At 57.5% G+C, this 19,573-nt stretch carries 15 protein-coding genes and 6 pseudogenes; 15 read left to right on the forward strand and 6 right to left on the reverse strand.

From position 1 onward, the window contains the following. Positions 1-64: 64 nt before the first annotated feature. From BS629_RS04605 to BS629_RS04620, 4 genes are all read left to right on the forward strand, one after another. Positions 65-1,516: an NAD-dependent succinate-semialdehyde dehydrogenase gene (locus BS629_RS04605; RefSeq protein WP_077987951.1), complete on the forward strand. Its 1,452-nt coding sequence runs from the start codon at positions 65-67 to the stop codon at positions 1,514-1,516. Between the two features lie 25 nt (positions 1,517-1,541). Continuing rightward, positions 1,542-2,705, forward strand: a complete 1,164-nt coding sequence (locus BS629_RS04610) for an iron-containing alcohol dehydrogenase (RefSeq protein WP_077987952.1) — start codon at positions 1,542-1,544, stop codon at positions 2,703-2,705. A gap of 47 nt (positions 2,706-2,752) precedes the next feature. Continuing rightward, the gene (gene attM, locus BS629_RS04615) at positions 2,753-3,544 is read left to right on the forward strand and encodes an AttM family quorum-quenching N-acyl homoserine lactonase (RefSeq protein ID WP_028756146.1); all 792 of its coding nucleotides are present in this window, start codon (positions 2,753-2,755) and stop codon (positions 3,542-3,544) included. A gap of 166 nt (positions 3,545-3,710) precedes the next feature. After that, complete coding sequence (locus BS629_RS04620) at positions 3,711-4,886, forward strand: E22 family MetX-like putative esterase (RefSeq protein WP_077987953.1); 1,176 nt, start codon at positions 3,711-3,713, stop codon at positions 4,884-4,886. Between the two features lie 154 nt (positions 4,887-5,040). Here the strand turns inward: BS629_RS04620 and BS629_RS04625 are convergent. Then, positions 5,041-5,274: pseudogene (locus BS629_RS04625) on the reverse strand (aldehyde dehydrogenase family protein); the annotation flags it as partial. A gap of 326 nt (positions 5,275-5,600) precedes the next feature. Between BS629_RS04625 and BS629_RS04635 the strand changes: the two are divergent. After that, positions 5,601-5,870: pseudogene (locus BS629_RS04635) on the forward strand (helix-turn-helix domain-containing protein); the annotation flags it as partial. A 3-nt stretch (positions 5,871-5,873) separates the two neighbouring features. Then, a pseudogene (locus BS629_RS39590) lies at positions 5,874-6,165 on the forward strand (IS3 family transposase); the annotation flags it as partial. A gap of 49 nt (positions 6,166-6,214) precedes the next feature. Here BS629_RS39590 and BS629_RS04640 read toward each other — a convergent pair. Then, on the reverse strand, positions 6,215-6,877 hold the full coding sequence (locus tag BS629_RS04640; RefSeq protein ID WP_077987955.1) for a poly(R)-hydroxyalkanoic acid synthase subunit PhaE: 663 nt from the start codon (positions 6,875-6,877) through the stop codon (positions 6,215-6,217). Positions 6,878-7,147: 270 nt separating this feature from the next. Between BS629_RS04640 and BS629_RS04645 the strand changes: the two genes are divergently transcribed. Then, positions 7,148-7,354, forward strand: coding sequence for a WGR domain-containing protein (locus tag BS629_RS04645; protein WP_049810885.1), 207 nt, complete (start codon positions 7,148-7,150; stop codon positions 7,352-7,354). Between the two features lie 12 nt (positions 7,355-7,366). On the opposite strand, the gene BS629_RS04650 is transcribed toward BS629_RS04645, so the two are convergent. Both BS629_RS04650 and BS629_RS39120 read right to left on the reverse strand, forming a co-directional pair. Then, on the reverse strand, positions 7,367-7,726 hold the full coding sequence (locus BS629_RS04650) for an HVO_A0114 family putative DNA-binding protein (RefSeq protein ID WP_028756149.1): 360 nt from the start codon (positions 7,724-7,726) through the stop codon (positions 7,367-7,369). Beyond that, positions 7,723-7,867, reverse strand: a pseudogene (locus BS629_RS39120) (toxin-antitoxin system TumE family protein); the annotation flags it as partial. The gene BS629_RS04650 and the pseudogene BS629_RS39120, both read right to left, overlap by 4 nt. A 59-nt stretch (positions 7,868-7,926) precedes the next feature. Here BS629_RS39120 and BS629_RS38835 point away from each other — a divergent pair. Further along, entirely contained in the window at positions 7,927-8,070 is a 144-nt protein-coding gene (locus tag BS629_RS38835; protein ID WP_158081445.1) for a hypothetical protein, read from the forward strand. Positions 8,071-8,125: 55 nt separating this feature from the next. On the opposite strand, the gene BS629_RS38025 is transcribed toward BS629_RS38835, so the two are convergent. After that, positions 8,126-8,329, reverse strand: coding sequence for a hypothetical protein (locus tag BS629_RS38025; RefSeq protein WP_131706179.1), 204 nt, complete (start codon positions 8,327-8,329; stop codon positions 8,126-8,128). Between the two features lie 484 nt (positions 8,330-8,813). Beyond that, positions 8,814-9,986 (reverse strand): annotated as a pseudogene (locus BS629_RS04660) (cytochrome P450). 1,325 nt (positions 9,987-11,311) lie between these two features. On the opposite strand from BS629_RS04660, the pseudogene BS629_RS38030 reads away from it, so the two are divergent. From BS629_RS38030 to fdxB, 7 genes and pseudogenes are all read left to right on the forward strand, one after another. Continuing rightward, positions 11,312-11,458: pseudogene (locus BS629_RS38030) on the forward strand (transposase); the annotation flags it as partial. A 352-nt stretch (positions 11,459-11,810) separates the two neighbouring features. After that, positions 11,811-12,689, forward strand: coding sequence for a nitrogenase iron protein (nifH, locus tag BS629_RS04675; RefSeq protein ID WP_028756151.1), 879 nt, complete (start codon positions 11,811-11,813; stop codon positions 12,687-12,689). A gap of 116 nt (positions 12,690-12,805) precedes the next feature. Next, complete coding sequence (nifD, locus tag BS629_RS04680) at positions 12,806-14,302, forward strand: nitrogenase molybdenum-iron protein alpha chain (RefSeq protein WP_077987957.1); 1,497 nt, start codon at positions 12,806-12,808, stop codon at positions 14,300-14,302. A gap of 97 nt (positions 14,303-14,399) precedes the next feature. Then, on the forward strand, positions 14,400-15,941 hold the full coding sequence (gene nifK / locus BS629_RS04685) for a nitrogenase molybdenum-iron protein subunit beta (RefSeq protein ID WP_077987958.1): 1,542 nt from the start codon (positions 14,400-14,402) through the stop codon (positions 15,939-15,941). Positions 15,942-15,994: 53 nt separating this feature from the next. Beyond that, entirely contained in the window at positions 15,995-17,392 is a 1,398-nt protein-coding gene (nifE, locus tag BS629_RS04690; RefSeq protein ID WP_077987959.1) for a nitrogenase iron-molybdenum cofactor biosynthesis protein NifE, read from the forward strand. A 73-nt stretch (positions 17,393-17,465) separates the two neighbouring features. Further along, entirely contained in the window at positions 17,466-18,785 is a 1,320-nt protein-coding gene (nifN, locus tag BS629_RS04695) for a nitrogenase iron-molybdenum cofactor biosynthesis protein NifN (protein ID WP_077987960.1), read from the forward strand. A 391-nt stretch (positions 18,786-19,176) separates the two neighbouring features. Further along, positions 19,177-19,500 (forward strand): ferredoxin III, nif-specific, encoded by a 324-nt coding sequence (gene fdxB / locus BS629_RS04705; protein WP_018517733.1) that lies wholly within the window; start codon positions 19,177-19,179, stop codon positions 19,498-19,500. The last annotated feature ends 73 nt before the right edge of the window (positions 19,501-19,573 follow it).

A 19,573-nucleotide genomic window follows, 5' to 3' on the forward strand; every position in this document is an offset into this window, starting at 1 on the left:
TGTCAGGCTAGTTCAATATAACGATATTGGTTCAACAAATTGAACTCTACGCTTGGGGGAGGTCATGGTCAATCTAAAAAAAACGGAACTGCTGCGCGATCGATGCCTGATAAATGGCAAGTGGGTTGCGAGCTCTCAGAACAACGTAGCCGTCAACAACCCCGCGACGGGGGAGATTGTCGGCACCGTCCCTGCGCTGGAGACGGCAGATATTGAGCAGGCGGTCGCAGCGGCCGAGATGGCGTTCCGATCGTGGCGCGCGCTTGCAGCCAAGGAAAGAGCGGCCGTCCTGCTTCGCTGGTTCGATCTGATAGTAGAAAATGCAGACGATCTCGCCGCGCTGTTGACGGCTGAACAGGGTAAGCCCCTCTCCGAAGCCAGGGGGGAAATACTCTATGCTGCCTCCTTCATTCAATGGTTTGCCGAGGAGGCAAAGAGAGTGTATGGGGACATCATACCCGCACCCACCACCGACAAGCGCATCCTGGTTTTCAAGCAGCCGATCGGTGTCTGCGCTGCGATCACGCCCTGGAACTTCCCGGCAGCAATGATTACACGCAAGGCGGCGCCTGCGCTGGCTGCCGGTTGCACAATGGTGGTTAAGCCGGCTGAGCAGACACCCCTCACGGCGCTTGCTCTCGGCGTTCTGGCCGATCAGGCAGGTATTCCCGCCGGCGTTTTTCAGATTGTGACAGGAAAAGCACGCGAGATCGGCAAGGTGCTGACGGAAAGCGACATTGTCAAAAAACTCTCTTTCACCGGATCGACCGAGGTGGGGCGAATTCTGATGGCGCAGTCGGCGCCGACGATAAAAAAACTATCAATGGAGCTCGGCGGCAACGCACCTTTTATTGTTTTTGACGACGCGGACCTCGATGCCGCCGTCGATGGTGCCGTCGCTTCGAAATTCCGCAATGCTGGTCAGACCTGCGTCTGCACAAACCGTATCTACGTGCAGTCCGGTGTTTACGCTGTCTTCGCTGAAAAGCTTGCCGCGAAGGTTTCTGCACTGAAAGTCGGTGAAGGTACGCAGATAGGCGTAACGATCGGGCCGCTGATTGATGCTGACGCCATTACCAAGGTCGAGGACCATATTAGCGATGCGGTCGCGCAGGGAGCGAAAGTGGTCGCAGGTGGCAAGCGACACAGCCTTGGCGGGACATTCTTCGAACCAACCGTCCTGACGGGAGCGACACAGGCGATGAAGGTCGCACGCGAGGAAACCTTCGGGCCAGTCGCGCCTCTCTTCAGCTTTGAGACAGAGGAAGAGGCAGTCGCTATGGCCAACGATACGGAATTCGGATTGGCTGCCTATTTCTATACTGAAAACGTCCGTCGGACATGGCGAGTGGCCGAAGCGCTGGAGTACGGCATGGTGGGTCACAACACCGGTCAGATCTCGAACGAGGTAGCGCCATTTGGCGGCGTCAAGCAGTCCGGCCTCGGACGGGAAGGCTCCCGTTACGGGATCGATGACTACCTGGAAATCAAATATCTGTGCTCGGCGATCGCTTAAGCAGCTGACGACAAGGGAGGACTGAATGACGTTCAATCCGTTCGAGTTTCGAACTGTCCCATCCATTGAAATGGCCTGGGGCGGAGCTAAGCGATTAGGTGAAATCATCGCTGCGCGTTTTGCCGCGCGCAAGGTGCTTTTGGTCACCGATGCGGGCCTTGTGAAGGCTGGGTTGATTGCGCCCATTGCCGCCAGTCTGGAGGCGGCTGGCTTCAGCGTGGCGATTTTCGATAGGGTTGTGCCAGATCCACCGGAAAGTGTTTTGTATGGTTGTGTCGAGGAGGCGCGGCAAGTCGCAGCCGATATTGTCATTGGTCTCGGTGGTGGCTCGTCCTTGGACATAGCAAAGCTCGCGGCGGTGCTGCTCTCGTCGGCACAACCGCTCGCCGAAATGTATGGCATCGGCAAAGTTCAGGGGGGGCGTGTTCCACTGGTTCTCGTTCCGACAACTGCGGGCACCGGTTCCGAAGTCACCAACATTTCCATCATCACCACCGGCGAGACGACCAAGATGGGAGTCGTGTCGGCGCAACTCTATGCGGATTTCGTGCTCCTGGATGCGGAATTGACCGTTGGTTTGCCGCAGGCTCACACCGCAGCAAGCGGCATCGATGCGATGGTGCATGCCATCGAAGCCTATACAAGTAAGCATAAAAAAAACCCGCTTTCGGACGCGCTTGCGCGTGAGGCGTTGCGGCTTCTCGGCACCAATCTAATCGCTGGCTGCAAGGAGCCGACAAACCGGGATGCTCGCGAAGGCATGCTTCTCGGTGCAATGCTTGCGGGCCAGGCTTTCTCCAATTCCCCGGTGGCTGCGGTCCACGCGTTGGCCTATCCGCTGGGTGGACATTATCACATTACGCATGGTCTTTCGAACGCTCTGATGCTCGGCCCAGTCCTTCGTTACAATGCACAGGCGGCTGCCCCGCTTTACGCCGAGCTCGCCGATGTGCTTGGGGTCAAGGGAAGCGGCGACACTGCGGCCCGTTCCGAGGACTTCGTTACCCATATGCAGGTGCTGATGGATAAAAGCGGCGCGCCGCGCCGGCTCCGCGATGTCGGGGTAACCGACAACAGCCTCGCCATGCTGGCTACGGATGCGATAAAAAACCAGGGGCGCCTGCTCGTCAACAATCCGGTCGAGGTTCGGGAAGAGGATGCGCTGGCGCTGTATCGGGAAGCCTTCTGAAGATTTCCGCAGAAATTCGCCGTTCATATCAACACGGGAGGTCCAACGTGACGGATATCCGACTTTACATGCTTCAGTCCGGCACCCTGAAATGCAAAGTGCACAACATCAAAATGAATCAGGGAAATGGTGCGGATTACGAAATCCCGGTTCCTTTTTACCTGATCACCCATCCCGACGGTCACACAATCATCGACGGTGGAGTCGCCATTGAAGTCGCGACGGACCCGCGCGGCCACTGGGGCGGTATTTGCGACGTGTACTGGCCGGTGCTTGACAAGGACAAAGGATGCGTCGATCAGGTCAAAGCTCTCGGCTTTGATCCGGCGGATGTTAAATATGTCGTGCAGTCCCACCTGCATCTCGACCATACCGGCGCGATCGGCCGCTTTCCGAATGCCACGCATATCGTGCAGAGGGCCGAATATGAATACGCCTTCACGCCCGACTGGTTTGCCGATGGCGGCTATATCCGCAAGGATTTCGATCGCCCGGGTCTGAAATGGCAGTTTTTGAACGGCACTCAAGACGATTTTTATGATGTTTATGGCGACGGAACGCTGACGACGATCTTCAGTCCTGGCCATGCGATGGGCCATCAATCCTTTCTCGTCCGCCTTCCCAGCAGCGAGCCGCTGCTTCTGACGATCGATGCCGCCTACACACTCGACCATTGGGAAGAAAAGGCGCTGCCCGGCTTCCTCGCATCGACGGTGGATACTGTTCGCTCTGTACAGAAGCTGCGCACAATCGCGGAGAGGACGGGGGCAAACGTCGTCACCGGTCACGACCCGGATGCGTGGTCGACCTTCAAGAAGGCACCAGAGTATTACTCTTGAGAAGTCGCCGCGGTCTGGCCGCGACATGATCCTACAGGGGCGAATAAGCCCCTTATAAGCTCAGAAGTTTTGACCTGGATCAATGTGAAATCCAGTGACTAGGATACGGCTTTGGAAGGCTGAGGCCACCACTTTGTTTCGTTGGTAACCGACCAAGGAGAAGTAAATGCGCCTGAAAATACTTATCACTGTCGCCATGATGGCCGGCCCGGCATTGGCGTACGAGCCTTTAGTTGAGAAGCGGGAATTTACCCTGAAGAACTTCGTGACACGTGGAGGCAGGACGGTTCCCGAAATGCGGCTGGGGTATGAAACCTATGGCACGCTGAACGACGCCAAAGATAATGCCATCCTGATTCCGCATTATTTCAGTGGAAGCAGTCACGCAGCGGGAAAATATAAGGAGGCGGATGTAAGCGCCGGCTATTGGGATGCGATCATCGGGTCCGGCAAGCCCATCGATACGGAAAAATACTTTGTCGTGTCGGTCGACACACCGGTCAATCTCGGTGCCAACGATCCGAACGTCATCACCACCGGACCGGCGACGATCAATCCCAAAACAGGAAAGCCTTGGGGTATGGATTTCCCGATCATGACAATCGGCGATTTCGTTGATACGCAGAAAGGGCTGATGGAGCAACTGGGGATCGGGAAATGGCATGCTGTCATGGGCGCCTCCATGGGAGGGCTGCAAAGCTATGAATGGGCAGCACGCTATCCCGACAAGTTGGAGCGGGTGATTCCGGTCATTTCCTCTGGTTGGGCAGACGCGAACCTTATCGCGTGGCTGGACGTCTGGGCGTCGCCGATCAAACTGGATCCAAACTGGAACGGTGGAGATTATTACACAGGCCAGGCGCCGAATGCAGGGCTGGCTCAAGCGATGAAGACTTTAACACTGCAGGCAAATTCGGCAGAATGGACCGACGGTACATTTGGGCGTGACTGGGCCAGCGAAGGTGCGGATCCCGGGCAGAGTTGGGCGAATGATTATAAGGTTGTCACGAAGCTGAACGAGGCGGGCGCAGCACGAGTAGCCCAGTCAGATGCGAACCATTTCCTTTATCTCGCGCGCGCCAATCAGCTGTTCGTCGCTGGACAGCCCAAAGACTGCCTCTACAAAGGGCTTCTGAATATCGATGTGCCCGTGATGCTGATCTATACCGACGAAGACCTGATTTTTCCTGGAAATGCAGTGCGGGAGACAGGAACGATTATTAAATCCGACGGTACGCCGGTCGAATTCGTCGAACTGGAAGGCACGCGAGGGCACATGGATGGCGTGTTGAGCATTGCTCAGGCGGGAGAGCGAATTCGAGCATTCCTTGAGGCCAAATAGGAGCGGGCTGGCCCTCCCTTTTGCTTAAGGCGAGCCAGCAGGGACTGGCGGTGTTTGGCCACACACACGTGCTCGGAGTCCATAAACAGAAACTAGTGGCCTCCGGCAAGTCCAAGACAGCCGAGGCGGTCCGCTATGCTCCTACTCGCCGCGAGGCGTCATCGAAAACGATAAGCGGCGTTGCCACCAAGCTCGGCGCCGCGTTTCATGATCTCGTTGGCGCCCTGGAGCATCAGGATCTTGCCGACATTGCTCGCGCCGGTGAAGGTGAGCTTGCGCACCTTCTCGTTCTCCGTGAATTTCGTGCCGATAAATGGGAATCCTCGGAGAGCACGAACATGAAGATACCAGTCGACAGGCCTGCGCGCTCTGCAAGCAATGCGAGCGATGTGCCGAAAGCATTTTTCCTCGGTAGTGATCGGTGCGAGGAAGCGGATGATGTGGCCCAACGCCGCAGGTGAGCAGGATCAGCCCTTGAAAGGCGCCTTCTCGCTGACCTGTCTGATAAATTCGCCAGCGTCGCTGTTGCGAGTGATCGAACACATGGCTATGAAATCCCACACTGATTTCGATCTGCCACGGGTATTTTTCTCCAAATGTGCCCGTGTCTTTCCCTGTGCGAACGCGTTTTGCAAACAATGCAGCGTTCAAGACGCTTCCTTGGATCGAGCGTATTTCTAACCGGCAAAATTGCGGCTGAACGAAAGTGCCGAGATGGACCACAAAAAGAAAATCTATCGCGTTGCGGAAGCTGCACGTCTAGCGGGAGTTTCTGCATCGACACTTCGGCTTTGGGAGAAGGAGGGTCTCATCGTACCGGATCGCTCGGAAAAGGGCCACCGGCGGTACGACGCTGACCACGTTACGCGGTTAAAGCGTATCGCATCGCTTAGAAAAGACAGACGACTCACCATCGCGGGGATCCGCGAAGATCTCAGGAAGTCTTCGCCAGAAGCGGGCACGCCTCGGGACGCGAGTGATGCCATTCCGGAGGTGAAGAAGCGGAAGCAGCTCGAAGACGAAATCGCCCGGTTGAAACGGATTGTCGCAGAGCAGACGCTGGAGCTCAATATGTTGCGGGAGGTCCATTCGCCGAAACGCCCAGGGCCTGCTCGGAAGCGGGAGGGGTGAAGGACATGTGCCGGGATTAGATGGTCTCGATCCGGCGTGCCTGTGGGCCGTTGAACTTCGATCGGACCACCTACCACTACACCTCTCTCCAGGCCGATCAGGCCGGTCCGGACGTCGTATTCGTGCGATCTGCGAGACGAGTGTGCGGTAAGACTATCGTTGCTTGCATGTGCGGTTTCGCGGGGTTCGGTCATGGCTCATCCCTTTCCTGGTTGTGTGGCGACACCGCGTGCACCTTCGGCCGCATCGCGCTGTGCCCTGAGGCTGGCGCGCAGCTCCCGCCTGAGTTCCGTGAACTGCCGCGTCAGCTCGTCGAAGTCGTGCTGGCTCGGAACGCCCAACAGCTTGGCGACGCTGTCGGTCATTTGCTGCTGGCAGGTGCGCAGGTCCAGCGCGGCGAGCAGCAATTCGCGCTGCGCGGCGAGGAAATCCTTAGAGCGCAGGTTGCTGATCAGTTCCTCGTTGGCAATGTCCCTCCATTTGTCGAAGGCCTTGCGCCAGCCGAAATCCTTGGCGTCTCCTTCCTTCGTGTCGGCGAGCGTCGCGCTGTAGCGTTCATAGGCCTTGCTCCACGGCACGGTGGCGATGGCGTGATAGGTCGCCATGCGTTGGCCCACGTCCATCCAGGCCGCCATCAGCGCGTAGACCTGTCGGTCGAGGTTCCACATGTCGGCAAGGCGCGGGCTTTCCACCATGTGCTTGATGGTTTTTGAGATCTCGCTGCCCTGCGCGGCGGCAAACAAGCTGCTGTCAGCCGCGCGCGTGGTGAAAAAGGGCATCATCGAGTTGAACCACAATTTTCCAACCTCCCCTGACTGCTCCATGTTGCTGCGCCACATTTCCGACATGCGCAGCAGCATCTGCGAGAATTCCGGTTGGTCGTCCGAGCTCGGGGGATGGCCGGCTCACTCGCCTGCGGCCGGGCCGCGGCCCGCAAGCGCGCTGGCATAGATCGCCCAGGCCTGGTCGTAGTCGAGCTTGCGCGGATTGTTGACCAGGATGCGCTTCTGCTGTTTCATCGCATCCTCCGCCCGCAGGCCGGAGCTTGCACAGCAGTTTTTCATTTGTTTGCTGAATTGGCAGCCACAAGGACTGAACGCTCAAGCAGCCTAACCTGCGGCCTTCACCGGATGCATACCTTCGACGCTTCGAAAAACATGGCCCGATTTTACGCTATGTCAATCGAGCCGACGTTATTTGGGGAGGTCTGCTTGACGCGGCGCTGGGGGCGCATCGGCTCTGGTGCCAAGAGGGAAGTCTACCATTTCCCTCGGGAGGAAGAGGCGGTCGCACGGATACAAACCGAAACCCAGTGCGGCCAGAAAACGATGGCCTGATTGGCTACCGGATCAGGCGGCCGCGTTCACATCGAACTCGAAATGAAGCTGGTCATAGGGGAATTCGACGCCGGCGTCGGTCCGGTCCAGGACACCCGCGTTGACAAGCGTCGTCACATCCTTATGGACGGCCTGCACGTCCCGGCCGACACGTCGGGCGACTTCCCGTATCGCCAGCGGCCCCTGCCCTGCCATCGCCTTCACGATCGCAAGCCGCGGCGGCGCAAGCACCCTGTGCATGTCGTCGTAGCTTGGAAAATTCACCGACGGCGTAGCAGGAACGACGACGCCTTCCAATGCCTTTTGCCCCGCATTCACGAAGCGGGCCTTGGCATCGGCAATCGAGCTTAGTCTGATGACGAGCGTCCTCATGCGAGTATCCTTTCCATGTCCGCCTGAAATGCATCGAACAATGCTTCCAGCGTTGTGAATTCCATCGGTTCCTCGATATCACAGATGGCGATGATCGCCCTTGCCGCGCTCATTGTCATAACGCATGACGCACTCGCCCTCCTCTCCTGATCCTCGATCATCCCCGTCAATTCCACGCGTCATCACCGGGAAGGTCGCCGTTGGTTGATCGCGGCGGCGAGCTTGTCGATACCCTGCGCATCGAGGGCGGCGAATTCGCCAACCCGCATGACAGATGTTCCAACTCGTCCGGGCGGGTTTTCGCATCGCGCCAGAAGACCAACGCGGCGGTAATGGTGGCCTAGTCCACGGGGTCAAGATCGATGCGCACGTTTCGCAATGTCGGCTTGGGCGATCCTCCTATGAGCGCTTCGAAAGAGCGGCATGATGCGCTTGCGCGTGAGGCGGTCGCGGGTGGTCGTGAACATCGAGCCATCCCGTTCCCGCCATGTTTCGCAGCCGTTGATGGTGGTGCGTCCACGGCGTTTGCGGATCGGCGGCAGGACGCTGCGCCTGCTGCTCAGGCGTCAGGTCTTGAAACCGCTCGATCTCGTAGTCAGGCATCCAGCCGTCTTGCAAAGGGTGCGGCGCGTTCCGATAGCGATGCTCGATCGCAGGACCGCCGAATAGGCCGGGCTGTATCCCGGCAAGCCGTCGTTGATGTTGCGCCTTCCGATAGTCGGCACGCATTGACCGTCCGCGCTCAAGGCGGGGCGGTCAGGCTCGTTTTCGGTTCCGTGCCGCCGATGGGAGTCCTCTACGCTCTTATCACCCATGTTGAATGTCCTGCAGATCGAGGGAATAGCTGCGCCGCGCCGGCCGCAATGGCGGCGTGCTCGATATGAAGCTCGGCGGCGCGATGACCGGACGGACGCTTGCACCATGTTCCCGCCTTCACATGGCATGTGGGCCAAGGGACGCGGGTGTCGGGATGGTCGGGCCACCCCTCCCCGCAACGGGAGAACGCGAAAGCAGCTTGGCCGCACGCCTCCATATAGGTGCGCCGGCAAATTGCGGAAAGATCGCGATTCCCGGTGGTGTCCGCGCATCACCAGAGCACCGGCAACTCCTCGAACCCGCCAGTAATGATCTCCTTGCGCAACTTCAGTTCTCCAGACGCCACGGCCAAGCGCAGCGTGGGGAAGCGCTGGAAGATCGAACCGAACACCACATTGAGTTCCAGCCTGGCAAGCGCCTCGCCGATGCAGTAGTGCGGCCCGTAGGAGAACGCCAGGTGCGGTTTTTCGGCGCGTCCGATGTCGAAGATTTCCGGGTCGTCGAAATGGCGTGGATCGAACGACGTCGCCGGCAGGCCGACCAGCACCTTGCTCTCCGCGGGAATATGCACGCCCGCGATGGTCACGTCGGTCGTCGGATAGCGCATGATGCCGTCCCAGCCCGCGCCCGGCGGGTACATGCGCAGGATTTCCTCCACTGCCTTGTCCACGAGGGATGGATCGCCGACCAGGCGTTCGCGCTGTTGCGGATGGCGGAACATGGCCAGCAGGCCTAATTCGATCTGTGCGACGGTGCTCTCGTGCCCCGCCACTAGTATGCCCGCGGCCAAGCCGATCGCCTCTTCCTCGGTCGCCTTGCCCTGGTCGACCGCCGCGAGCAGATCCGTCAGCAGGTTGTCGCCCGGATCCTGGCGCTTGCCTCGCATCTTGCCGCGAATGTAGGTGCGCAATTCTTCCCAGGCCAGGAGCGCCGCGCTACGCGGGCCGCTTTCATGCTGGTGCGTCATCACCTCATCGGACAGCTCGGCGAAAAAGGCGTGATCCTCGTAGGGCACGCCCATCAGCGCGCTGATGACCATGGCCGGAAGCGGAAAGGAGAGGTAGTGCCGCAGGTCGGCGGGCTGGGGCTGGGCCGCCAGCGTCTCGAACAACTGCGCGGCGATCGCCTCGATTCGCTGCGCGAGCAGCTTCACCCTGCGGTTGCTAAAGGCCGGCGCCACGATCGTGCGTAACCGGGCATGCTCGCTGCCCTCGTGCGAGCCCAGCCACCCCGGCGAACCGAGAATCACCGTAGCCGGGGTGAATGCCGCCGGGGGCATTCCCGAGGGCCGGAACGCCGAGTCGGACAGTACCGCCTTAGCTTCCTCTTAGCCTGTTACCCACCAACCTTCGTGCCCGGACGGGAAGCGCACGCGGTGGATCGGACCGTTGGCGCGTAACGCCAACATCTCGGGCGAGGGCTCGATGTGATTGACGCGCCACATCGGCAGCGTCGGCAAGGGTTGTCCGGACCTGATGGCACTTCACTCTCTATGCGATGAAAGGGCGGAAGGTGACCGGCAAGCGCTGCCGACAGCCAATGACTTAAAGCGGCATGTAGAAGACGTCCTACGCGGCGATTGTCGGCGCCAGATATTCCACCGCACGAACAGCGGGGAAGTACCGGCATGACGCGCTGGACGTCTTGCAAGCGTCAGCAGGAACCGCAATCGTCTTCATCGTCTTGCTCTACGATGTGTCTTCTTACCGTTTCCTCATGCCTCTCGAAGGGCTGCGCTCTGCTTCAGCGAGAGAAAAGACCACCTCAACATCCTCGCGTGAGACGAGCGGGCCTGAAGCCCAAGAGCTCAGGGGACCAAGGTGCGACTAGGTCCTCGATAATGGTTTGAAGATCTGCCAGGAGATGTGCGGTAAACTGTCGGCGTGAGCTCACGAGAACTGCCAAATCATTGGTCTTGAAATGGCAACCAAGTTTCTGCCACACAAAGCGATCGGATTCAGTCAAGACGATGTTCCTTTGAAAGTGGAGTTGAGTGGAAGGCAAGGGTCTCTAAGCAGCATTCGCATCAGGTTTCTCTCCAAACGTTACTCTGCAGATATCGGTCTTCGCGGCCGCGAGCATGAAGCGTATGCGCTGCGTGCGTGAGCTCATCTGCTAAGTCCCCTGGATTAGGAGTTCGCCTTACCTGCAGTCCTGGAGCACGAAGCCTGTGACATATAGATCGGGGGACGGCCCAAAACCTTGGATACGATGTCCATTACCTCCGCATTGGTGGAAGTCAGCGATTCGATCGCTTATCGGCCTACCGCTACCCCTGACAGCTCATACAACGATCGGTTCTTGAGCCGCGCTTCCCGTATCGGGCTCGATTCACCCTCGAGGCTCTGCGGGCAAAACTTCAAAGCCTCTTTCGGATGGGCCGAAGCGAGATAAGCACGGAGTTCGTTGATCTGTCGAAGCGAATAGGAGCATCTTCCTGCGGCCCCTGGCTCCGGTGTTGGCCCCAGCCCATCAATGGACGACTGACGCCGATAGCTGCCCGATGCAAGGTCATGTCCGGAAAGTGGCTATATGCAGCATAGATATCATCGTGACGGTTTATCTTCTCATTGGCGTATATATTCTGTCTTCGTTTACCCCAGTTGCCTGAGCTGGTCAACACTCAGCAGCCAGCAAGCACTTTGCCGCGCCAACAAACTTACCGGCTCCATCGGAGCAGGGCGTTCGTCAGCCGATCTGAACCCTTCAAACTGGACCAGTTTTAGCTAAAGTTTTCCGGTGCATTTTCTGGCTGGGAAAGGAACAACGATGAAGGCATCGCAATTTTCGGACGCGCAGACGGCGTTCATTCTGAAGCAAAGTGATGAAGGTGTCTGTTGCTGCGATCTGCCGCAACGCATCAGTCAGGCGACCTACTTCAATTGGAGGAAGAAGTATGCCGGCATGTTGCCGCCGACAGACATCGGCGATCGGGACTCCCCCTCTACCAAAATTGAGGACAATGCGATCTCCTTAATTTCTTCCTGCATGGGTCGTAAGTCGCAGTTCCAGATGGCCCGATTAACCGAAATTCTCGACATCCATTTACGATCGTCGTCACTTTTGTCGGCTTTGCGACAAGCATTCTTCCTCGCCCAATCGCGTATTTTCCGTCCAGGTAGCTGAAACAGCAGTTAATTATTGTTGGTCAGCTCAATCGGCCTGCCTGGCACGAATCTTGAGAGCTATTGCGAGGCAGCGGAACGGCCTCCGCATCCGCGTTGCGGGATAACCGCATTTGCTTCGAACACATGAAGGAACGCCAAGCATGGCAGCTCTGCGTCAGATCGCATTCTATGGAAAGGGCGGAATTGGCAAGTCCACTACGTCCCAAAACACGTTAGCCGCCCTTGTGGACCATGGGCAGAAGATCCTCATCGTCGGCTGTGATCCTAAGGCTGATTCTACGCGCCTGATCTTGAACTCGAAGGCTCAGGATACGGTTCTTGATCTCGCAGCAACGAGAGGTTCGGTTGAAGATCTTGAACTCGAAGACGTGCTCAAGGTCGGCTATAAAGGTATCAAATGCGTGGAGTCTGGCGGCCCGGAGCCGGGCGTCGGCTGCGCGGGACGCGGCGTTATCACGTCGATCAACTTTCTCGAAGAGAACGGTGCCTACAACGATGTCGACTACGTGTCTTATGACGTGCTCGGTGACGTTGTGTGCGGCGGCTTCGCGATGCCGATCCGTGAAAACAAAGCTCAGGAAATCTACATCGTCATGTCCGGCGAAATGATGGCCCTCTATGCCGCCAACAATATCGCCAGGGGCATTCTAAAATATGCCGCAGGCGGCAGCGTCCGCCTGGGTGGGCTCATTTGCAACGAGCGTCAGACCGACCGCGAAATCGACCTCGCCGAAGCGCTGGCTGCCAAACTCAATTCTAAGCTCATCCATTTCGTGCCACGCGACAACATTGTCCAACATGCCGAGCTTAGAAAGATGACGGTAATCCAATATGCGCCGGACTCTCAGCAAGCGGCCGAGTACCGGACACTTGCCCAAAGAATACATGACAATTCTGGCAAAGGCACCATCCCGACCCCCATCACCATGGAAGAACTTGAGGACATGCTTCTCGATTTCGGGATCATGAAAACCGATGAGCAGATGCTTGCCGAACTTCAAGCCAGGGATGCGAAGTGATAGCTGCCCAGTGATCACACTGATACGAGCGTGCAGCGACACGCAAAGCGCTCGCCATCCCGTGAGGGAGGTTTCGCCAATGAGGCTTCATCCGGATTTTCTAAGGGGTAGGGTCAATGAGCCTCAAATACGACAATGACAGTGGCTTCCACGCGAAGCTTATAGCAGACGTGCTGTCGCAATATCCGGGCAAAGCAGCGAAGCGCCGCAGTAAACACCTTAGCGTGGCAACGAGCGAAAAGGACGCCGGCGAGGACCCAAACACGATTAGCGAATGCGAGGTAAAGTCGAACATCAAGTCTGTTCCTGGCGTGATGACGATCCGCGGATGCGCGTATGCCGGTTCAAAGGGCGTCGTCTGGGGACCCATCAAGGATATGGTTCACATTTCACACGGGCCGGTCGGCTGCGGTCAATACTCCTGGTCGCAACGTCGCAACTATTACGTCGGTCTGACAGGCATCGACACTTTCGTGACGATGCAATTTACCTCCGATTTCCAGGAGAAGGACATCGTTTTCGGCGGTGACAAGAAACTGGAAAAGGTCATCGACGAGATTGCTGAGCTTTTCCCGCTAAGCAATGGCATCAGCCTGCAGTCCGAATGTCCGATCGGTCTGATTGGCGATGACATTGAGGCCGTAGCGCGAAAAAAGGCCAAAGAACATACGACGACCGTCGTGCCGGTGCGCTGCGAAGGCTTCCGTGGTGTGTCGCAATCGCTTGGCCACCACATCGCCAACGACGCAATTCGAGATTGGGTCTTCGACAAGAAAGACTTAAAATTCGAGCCGGGTCCTTACGACGTCAATGTCATAGGCGACTATAACATTGGCGGCGATGCATGGGCGTCGCGCATCCTGCTCGAAGAGATCGGATTGCGCGTGGTCGGCAACTGGTCGGGAGATGCAACTCTCGCCGAAGTGGAGCGCGCTCCGAGAGCTACGCTCAACCTCATTCACTGCTATCGGTCGATGAATTACATCTCCAGACACATGGAGGAAAAATATGCCATTCCTTGGATGGAGTATAATTTCTTTGGCCCATTCCAGATCGAAGCCTCGCTGCGCAACATAGCCAAGCATTTCGGGCCGGAGATCGAAGATAGAACGGAAACAGTCATCGCCAAATACCGACCCTTCGTTTCGGCTGTGGTCGACAAATATTGGCCGCGCCTTTCTGGCAAACGGGTGATGCTCTACATCGGCGGATTGCGCCCTCGTCACGTCATCACCGCCTATGAGGACCTCGGAATGGAAATCGTAGGAACCGGCTACGAATTCGGTCATGGCGACGACTATCAGCGCACCGGCCACTACGTAAAAGAAGGCACGTTGATCTACGATGACGTGACTAGCTACGAACTAGAGAAATTCATCGAGGGAATTCGGCCCGATCTCGTCGGGTCCGGCGTTAAAGAAAAATACCCGGTGCAGAAAATGGGCATTCCATTCCGTCAGATGCACTCCTGGGACTATTCTGGTCCGTATCACGGTTATGACGGCTTCGCGATTTTCGCTCGGGATATGGACATGGCGATCAACAATCCAGTTTGGCGTCTCTACGACGCGCCCTGGAAAAATGACCGCGCTTTGGCGGCGGTTGCTGGGTGAGAACATAGCGTTCGCGCGTAAAAAACGCGCAACGGCTTAAGCGACGCATGTTTCTGGACCGCCCTTGAGCCGCGGCCAGATCGAAAGAGGTGACTCTATGCCGCAATCAGCTGAGAAAACTCTCGACCACGCGCCCCTATTCTGCGAGCCGGAATACAGGCAGATGTTAGCCGAGAAAAAGTTGAACTTCGAATGCCCACACCCTGATCAGGTCGTGTCAGACCAACGCGAATTCACGAAGACCTGGGAATACCGCGAGCAAAACTTGGCCCGCCAAGCCCTTGTCGTCAATCCAGCCAAAGCCTGCCAGCCACTCGGCGCGGTTTTCGCAGCGGCGGGATTCGAGCGAACGATGTCGTTCGTCCATGGCAGCCAAGGTTGCGTTGCCTACTACAGATCGCACCTATCGCGCCATTTCAAGGAGCCGTCATCGGTGGTCTCGTCATCGATGACAGAAGACGCCGCTGTATTTGGTGGCCTGAAGAATATGGTCGACGGTCTCGCCAACACGTACAAGCTCTATAACCCGAAGATGATCGCGGTGTCGACCACATGTATGGCCGAGGTCATCGGAGATGACCTGCATGGTTTTATCGAAAACGCCAAAAGTGAAGGTTCGGTCCCGCGCGATTTCGATGTCCCCTTCGCCCACACACCTGCCTTTGTCGGCAGCCATGTCGATGGCTATGACAGCATGGTAAAAGGTGTGCTGGAGAATTTCTGGAAGGGCACCGCGCGAAATGAAGCCACCGCTACTATCAACATCATTCCTGGATTTGATGGCTTCTGCGTTGGGAACAATCGCGAATTAAAACGCCTGCTCGACTTGATGCAAGTGACTTACATGTTCATCCAGGACGCATCAGATCAGTTCGATACGCCTTCCGATGGCAAATTTCGGATGTATGACGGCGGGACCAAAATCAATGACGTGAAGGCGGCGTTGAACGCGGAGTGGACATTGTCCCTGCAATATTACAACACTCGCAAGACGCTGGATTACTGCAGAGACGTTGGACAAGCGGCGACCTCCTTCCACTACCCTCTCGGCGTCGAAGCTACCGACGAACTTCTGATGGTGATATCGGAGATTTCCAGCAGAGAAATTCCCGAGGCGATCCGTCTGGAGCGCGGCCGACTCATCGATGCGATGGCGGACAGCCAAGCTTGGCTGTATGGAAAAAAATACGCGATCTACGGCGATCCAGATTTCGTTTATGCGATGGCGCGCTTCATCATGGAGACCGGCGGCGAGCCAACCCACTGCCTCGCCACAAATGGCACCTCAGCTTGGGAGGACGAGATGAAGGAACTCCTCGCATCCTCGCCCTTCGGGAAGAATGCACAGGTTTGGCCAGGCAAAGATCTCTGGGCACTGCGCTCGCTACTGTTCACCGAGCCGGTGGATCTCCTGATCGGAAATTCTTATGGGAAGTATCTCGAACGGGACACCGGTACCCCACTGGTTCGGCTGATGTTTCCAATTTTCGACCGGCACCATCATCATCGATTCCCCCTCATGGGTTACCAAGGCGGACTGCGTCTTTTAACGGCGATCCTCGACAAGATCTTCGACAACCTCGATCGCGAAACAATGCACGCGGGTGTGACAGATTATTCGTACGACCTCACTCGCTAAAAGCGGCGGCCGGCCAGGCGGCCTATCTCTCAACCAGATATGAAGGCAGACGAATGTCCTCGCTCAACGCCAAAAACAAAGATGCCTTCCACGAGCTAGCGAGTGAAAAGAGCGGCAGCAAGGGTCCCAAGGCGCGCCTCAGGAATTGCGCGAGGCCAATGGCCCCGGGAACGGCCGTCGGCGGTTGCGCTTTCGACGGCGCCAAGGTCGCACTGCAGCCGATCACGGATGTCGCACATCTTATTCACGCGCCGCTCGCCTGCGAGGGAAATTCCTGGGACAACCGTGGCGCTGCCTCGTCAGGCCCAACACTTTGGCGCACGAGCTTCACGACTGATCTTACGGAAATCGACATCGTCATGGGACACAGTGAACGGAAGCTCTTTAAAGCGATCCGGGAAATCAAGGATGGGTATGCGCCCGCAGCAATCTTCGTCTATTCAACCTGCGTTACGGCGATGATCGGTGACGACATCGACGTTGTTTGCAAGCGAGCGACGGACGAATTTGCCTTACCGGTGGTGCCGGTCAATGCGCCAGGCTTTGTCGGGTCTAAAAACCTCGGCAACAAGCTAGCGGGCGAGGCGCTGCTCAAGCATGTCATAGGTACCGTGGAGCCCGATGAACCAGGCCTTTGCGACATCAACATACTCGGCGAATTTAACCTCTCGGGTGAGTTCTGGCAGGTGAAGCCGCTCTTGATTAAGCTCGGCATCCGCGTCCGCGCCTGTATTCCCGGAGACGCGCGATATCTGCAAGTCGCCTCCGCCCACCGCTCGCGCGCAGCGATGACGGTGTGTTCGACAGCGTTCGTTGCGTTGGCACGTAAGATGCAGGAACGCTGGGACATTCCATTTTTCGAAGGCTCCTTCTATGGCATCTCGGGCACCTCGGAGGCCCTCCGGCGGATCGCCGATCTGCTTGTAAAGAAGGGTGCTGACCCCTCGCTTTTGCATCGCACGGAAATCCTTGTAGCGGAAGAAGAGGAAAAGGTGTGGAAGAGGCTGGAAGCCTACCGACCTCGCCTTGAGGGCAAGCGCGTGCTTCTAAATACAGGCGGCGTGAAATCCTGGTCCGTCGTCCATGCCTTGATGGAGATCGGCATGGAGATCGTCGGCACATCAGTCAAGAAATCGACGCTCGAAGATAGGGAGCGAGTGAAACAGACCCTGAAGGAGGAGAACCTCCTGTTCGAGTCGATGTCGCCGCGCGAGCTTTTCTCGCTTCTGCTCGAGAGAAAGGCTGACATCATGCTGTCGGGCGGACGCACCCAGTATATAGCGCTAAAGGCAAAACTGCCCTGGCTCGACATTAACCAGGAGCGTCATCACGCTTACGCTGGCTATGAGGGAATGGTGCAACTTGCTCGACAAATTGACCTGGCAATCCACAATCCGATGTGGCCGCAGGTGCGCGAGCCGGCGCCATGGGAGCCGGCCTTGGTCGTTTAAAAACGAGCGAAAAGAGAAGTGTAAGCGCAACCAAAACCGCGAGATCACTCGCAAAAAATGTTGAGGTCGTACTATGGCACGCGTCGTATCTCAAACGAAGTCGGCGGCGATCAACCCCCTGAAGTCGTCTCAGCCGCTTGGTGCTGCCTTCGCCTTTCTGGGCGTCGACGGCGCAATACCGCTGCTCCATGGCAGCCAGGGATGTACGAGCTTCGCGCTCGCACTGCTCGTGAGGCATTTCAATGAAGCGATCCCGCTGCAAACGACGGCGATGAACGAAGCCGCGATAATCGTCGGCGGCGCGGATCGTCTCGAAGAGGCAATTCTCAACCTCAAAACCCGCACACGGCCACGACTGATCGGGATATGCACGACCGCATCGGTAGAGGCCCGCGACGAGGATGTCGCCGGTGACGTCGAAAACATCAAACGCAAGCGGGCGATGGAACTTGCGGGCACCGAAGTGGTACTCGCCAACACGCCGGACTTTGACGGCGCGATAGAGGAAGGGTGGTCCAAAGCTGTTACCGCCGTGATCGAGGCAATAGCGCGACCTGACAAGCAGTATCGCAATCCGAGGAAGATCGCGATCTTGCCTGGCTGGAACTTAACAGTTGCTGACATAGAACATCTGCGCGAGACGGCCGTAAGCTTCGGGCTCGACCCGGTTATTCTGCCCGACGTATCCGGAGCGCTCGACGGCTCCATCCCCGAAGAATGGATGCCGACAACGTATGGCGGCACCAAATTGAAGGAGATCCGCGATCTCGGTGCGACGATGCAGTGTATCGCAATCGGTGAGCATATGCGCCGACCGGCTGAAGCGCTGCAGAGACTGACCGGCGTGCCGTACGTGCTGTTTAGATCGCTGACGGGCCTAGAAAACGTCGATCGCTTTATTCGCGTGCTTGCCGCTATGTCACGCAAACAGACACCGCTCAATGTCCGCCGCAACCGAATGCAGTTGCAGGATGCCATGCTCGACGGACATTCCCATATGGCTGGCAAGAAGATCGCAATCGCCTCCGAGCCCGATCAACTCTTCCAGCTCTCCGACTTTTTTACTGCCATGGGTGCGGAAATTGCGGCCGCGGTCACCACGACCGGCACCTCGAAGGCGCTCGAGATGGTACCGGCGAAGACCGTCAAAGTCGGCGATCTCAGTGATCTGGAAAGTCTCGCCGCAACGGCCGATCTTATCGTCACACACTCGCACGGCCGAGAAGCTGCCAGACGTCTCGGCGTCCCGCTGATGCGGGTGGGGTTCCCCATGTTCGACCGCCTCGGCAGCCAGCACAAGCTTACAATCTTGTACCGAGGGACCCGCGACGTGATCTTCGACTTCGCGAACATCCTTCAGACTAACCACCCCCCGAACCCCTGGCCCACTTGACTCAACCGACAGGCGGGAATCGCAAAAATGAGATCAGTTCGTCGCCTCTCGCAGTTCAATGGCAGATTCCATCACCAGCGGCCGAAACGGCAGTTGGGCGCTTTGCGAACCGCGATCGCCACGCAAGCTATGAAAGGACTGAAAGCGCAGTTTGAATCGGCCAAACGATTGACCAACTACGACGCGATACGCGACGCGTGGACCTTCGTGGAAGCCGCTGGGTTAGAAGACATCTCCGACGAGATCGGAAGACACCGAAGGGAAGGTGAGGATTGCACCGGGACAAAGATAGCGGCGTTAGACAGCTGCCGGCTCGCATTTTGTCTCGCAATGGGCGCGCCTTCGGCGGTCACATTTGTCATAGGCAGAACTCGCTAAATCGGAGGAATCTATGACAAGCTCATCCGTGACTCGCGACGGATCCCGATGGATGCCGGAATATCTGAATTCGATCAACCCTGCCACGTGCATCGGCTGCGGCCGCTGCTTCAAGGTCTGCTCACGTGAGGTCATGCATCCCTACGGTATCGATGAAGCAGGCGAAATGCTGGGTGTCTGCGATGGCGAGGACGACTTTAATGGTGAGCTCAGTCGCGTGATCATGGTCATTGATTATCCCGGCCGCTGTATCGGCTGCGGAGCGTGCGCCCGCGTCTGTCCCAAGAACTGCCAGACTCATATCGCCGTTGATCATCGTGCGGTGCACGAATCTTGAATTCCGTTCCGAGCGGTAGAAGCCGCCGGCGCCATCCACAGTGCGAGACAATCGCATCAGTTCGATCTGCCAT

The organism is Rhizobium leguminosarum bv. viciae USDA 2370 (genome assembly GCF_002008365.1).
Taxonomy (GTDB): Bacteria; Pseudomonadota; Alphaproteobacteria; order Rhizobiales; family Rhizobiaceae; genus Rhizobium; species Rhizobium leguminosarum.

Bases quoted from the DNA above. Each gene is read 5' to 3' on its own strand.
- BS629_RS04620 (WP_077987953.1), top strand. From the start codon at position 3,711: ATGCGCCTGAAAATACTTATCACTGTCGCCATGATGGCCGGCCCGGCA.
- fdxB (WP_018517733.1), top strand. From the start codon at position 19,177: ATGACAAGCTCATCCGTGACTCGCGACGGATCCCGATGGATGCCGGAA.
- nifH (WP_028756151.1), top strand. From the start codon at position 11,811: ATGGCAGCTCTGCGTCAGATCGCATTCTATGGAAAGGGCGGAATTGGC.
- nifN (WP_077987960.1), top strand. From the start codon at position 17,466: ATGGCACGCGTCGTATCTCAAACGAAGTCGGCGGCGATCAACCCCCTG.
- BS629_RS38025 (WP_131706179.1), bottom strand. From the start codon at position 8,329: ATGCCTGACTACGAGATCGAGCGGTTTCAAGACCTGACGCCTGAGCAG.
- BS629_RS04645 (WP_049810885.1), top strand. From the start codon at position 7,148: ATGCATACCTTCGACGCTTCGAAAAACATGGCCCGATTTTACGCTATG.
- nifD (WP_077987957.1), top strand. From the start codon at position 12,806: ATGAGCCTCAAATACGACAATGACAGTGGCTTCCACGCGAAGCTTATA.
- BS629_RS04640 (WP_077987955.1), bottom strand. From the start codon at position 6,877: ATGCTGCTGCGCATGTCGGAAATGTGGCGCAGCAACATGGAGCAGTCA.
- BS629_RS04605 (WP_077987951.1), top strand. From the start codon at position 65: ATGGTCAATCTAAAAAAAACGGAACTGCTGCGCGATCGATGCCTGATA.
- BS629_RS04650 (WP_028756149.1), bottom strand. From the start codon at position 7,726: ATGAGGACGCTCGTCATCAGACTAAGCTCGATTGCCGATGCCAAGGCC.
- nifE (WP_077987959.1), top strand. From the start codon at position 15,995: ATGTCCTCGCTCAACGCCAAAAACAAAGATGCCTTCCACGAGCTAGCG.
- BS629_RS04610 (WP_077987952.1), top strand. From the start codon at position 1,542: ATGACGTTCAATCCGTTCGAGTTTCGAACTGTCCCATCCATTGAAATG.
- nifK (WP_077987958.1), top strand. From the start codon at position 14,400: ATGCCGCAATCAGCTGAGAAAACTCTCGACCACGCGCCCCTATTCTGC.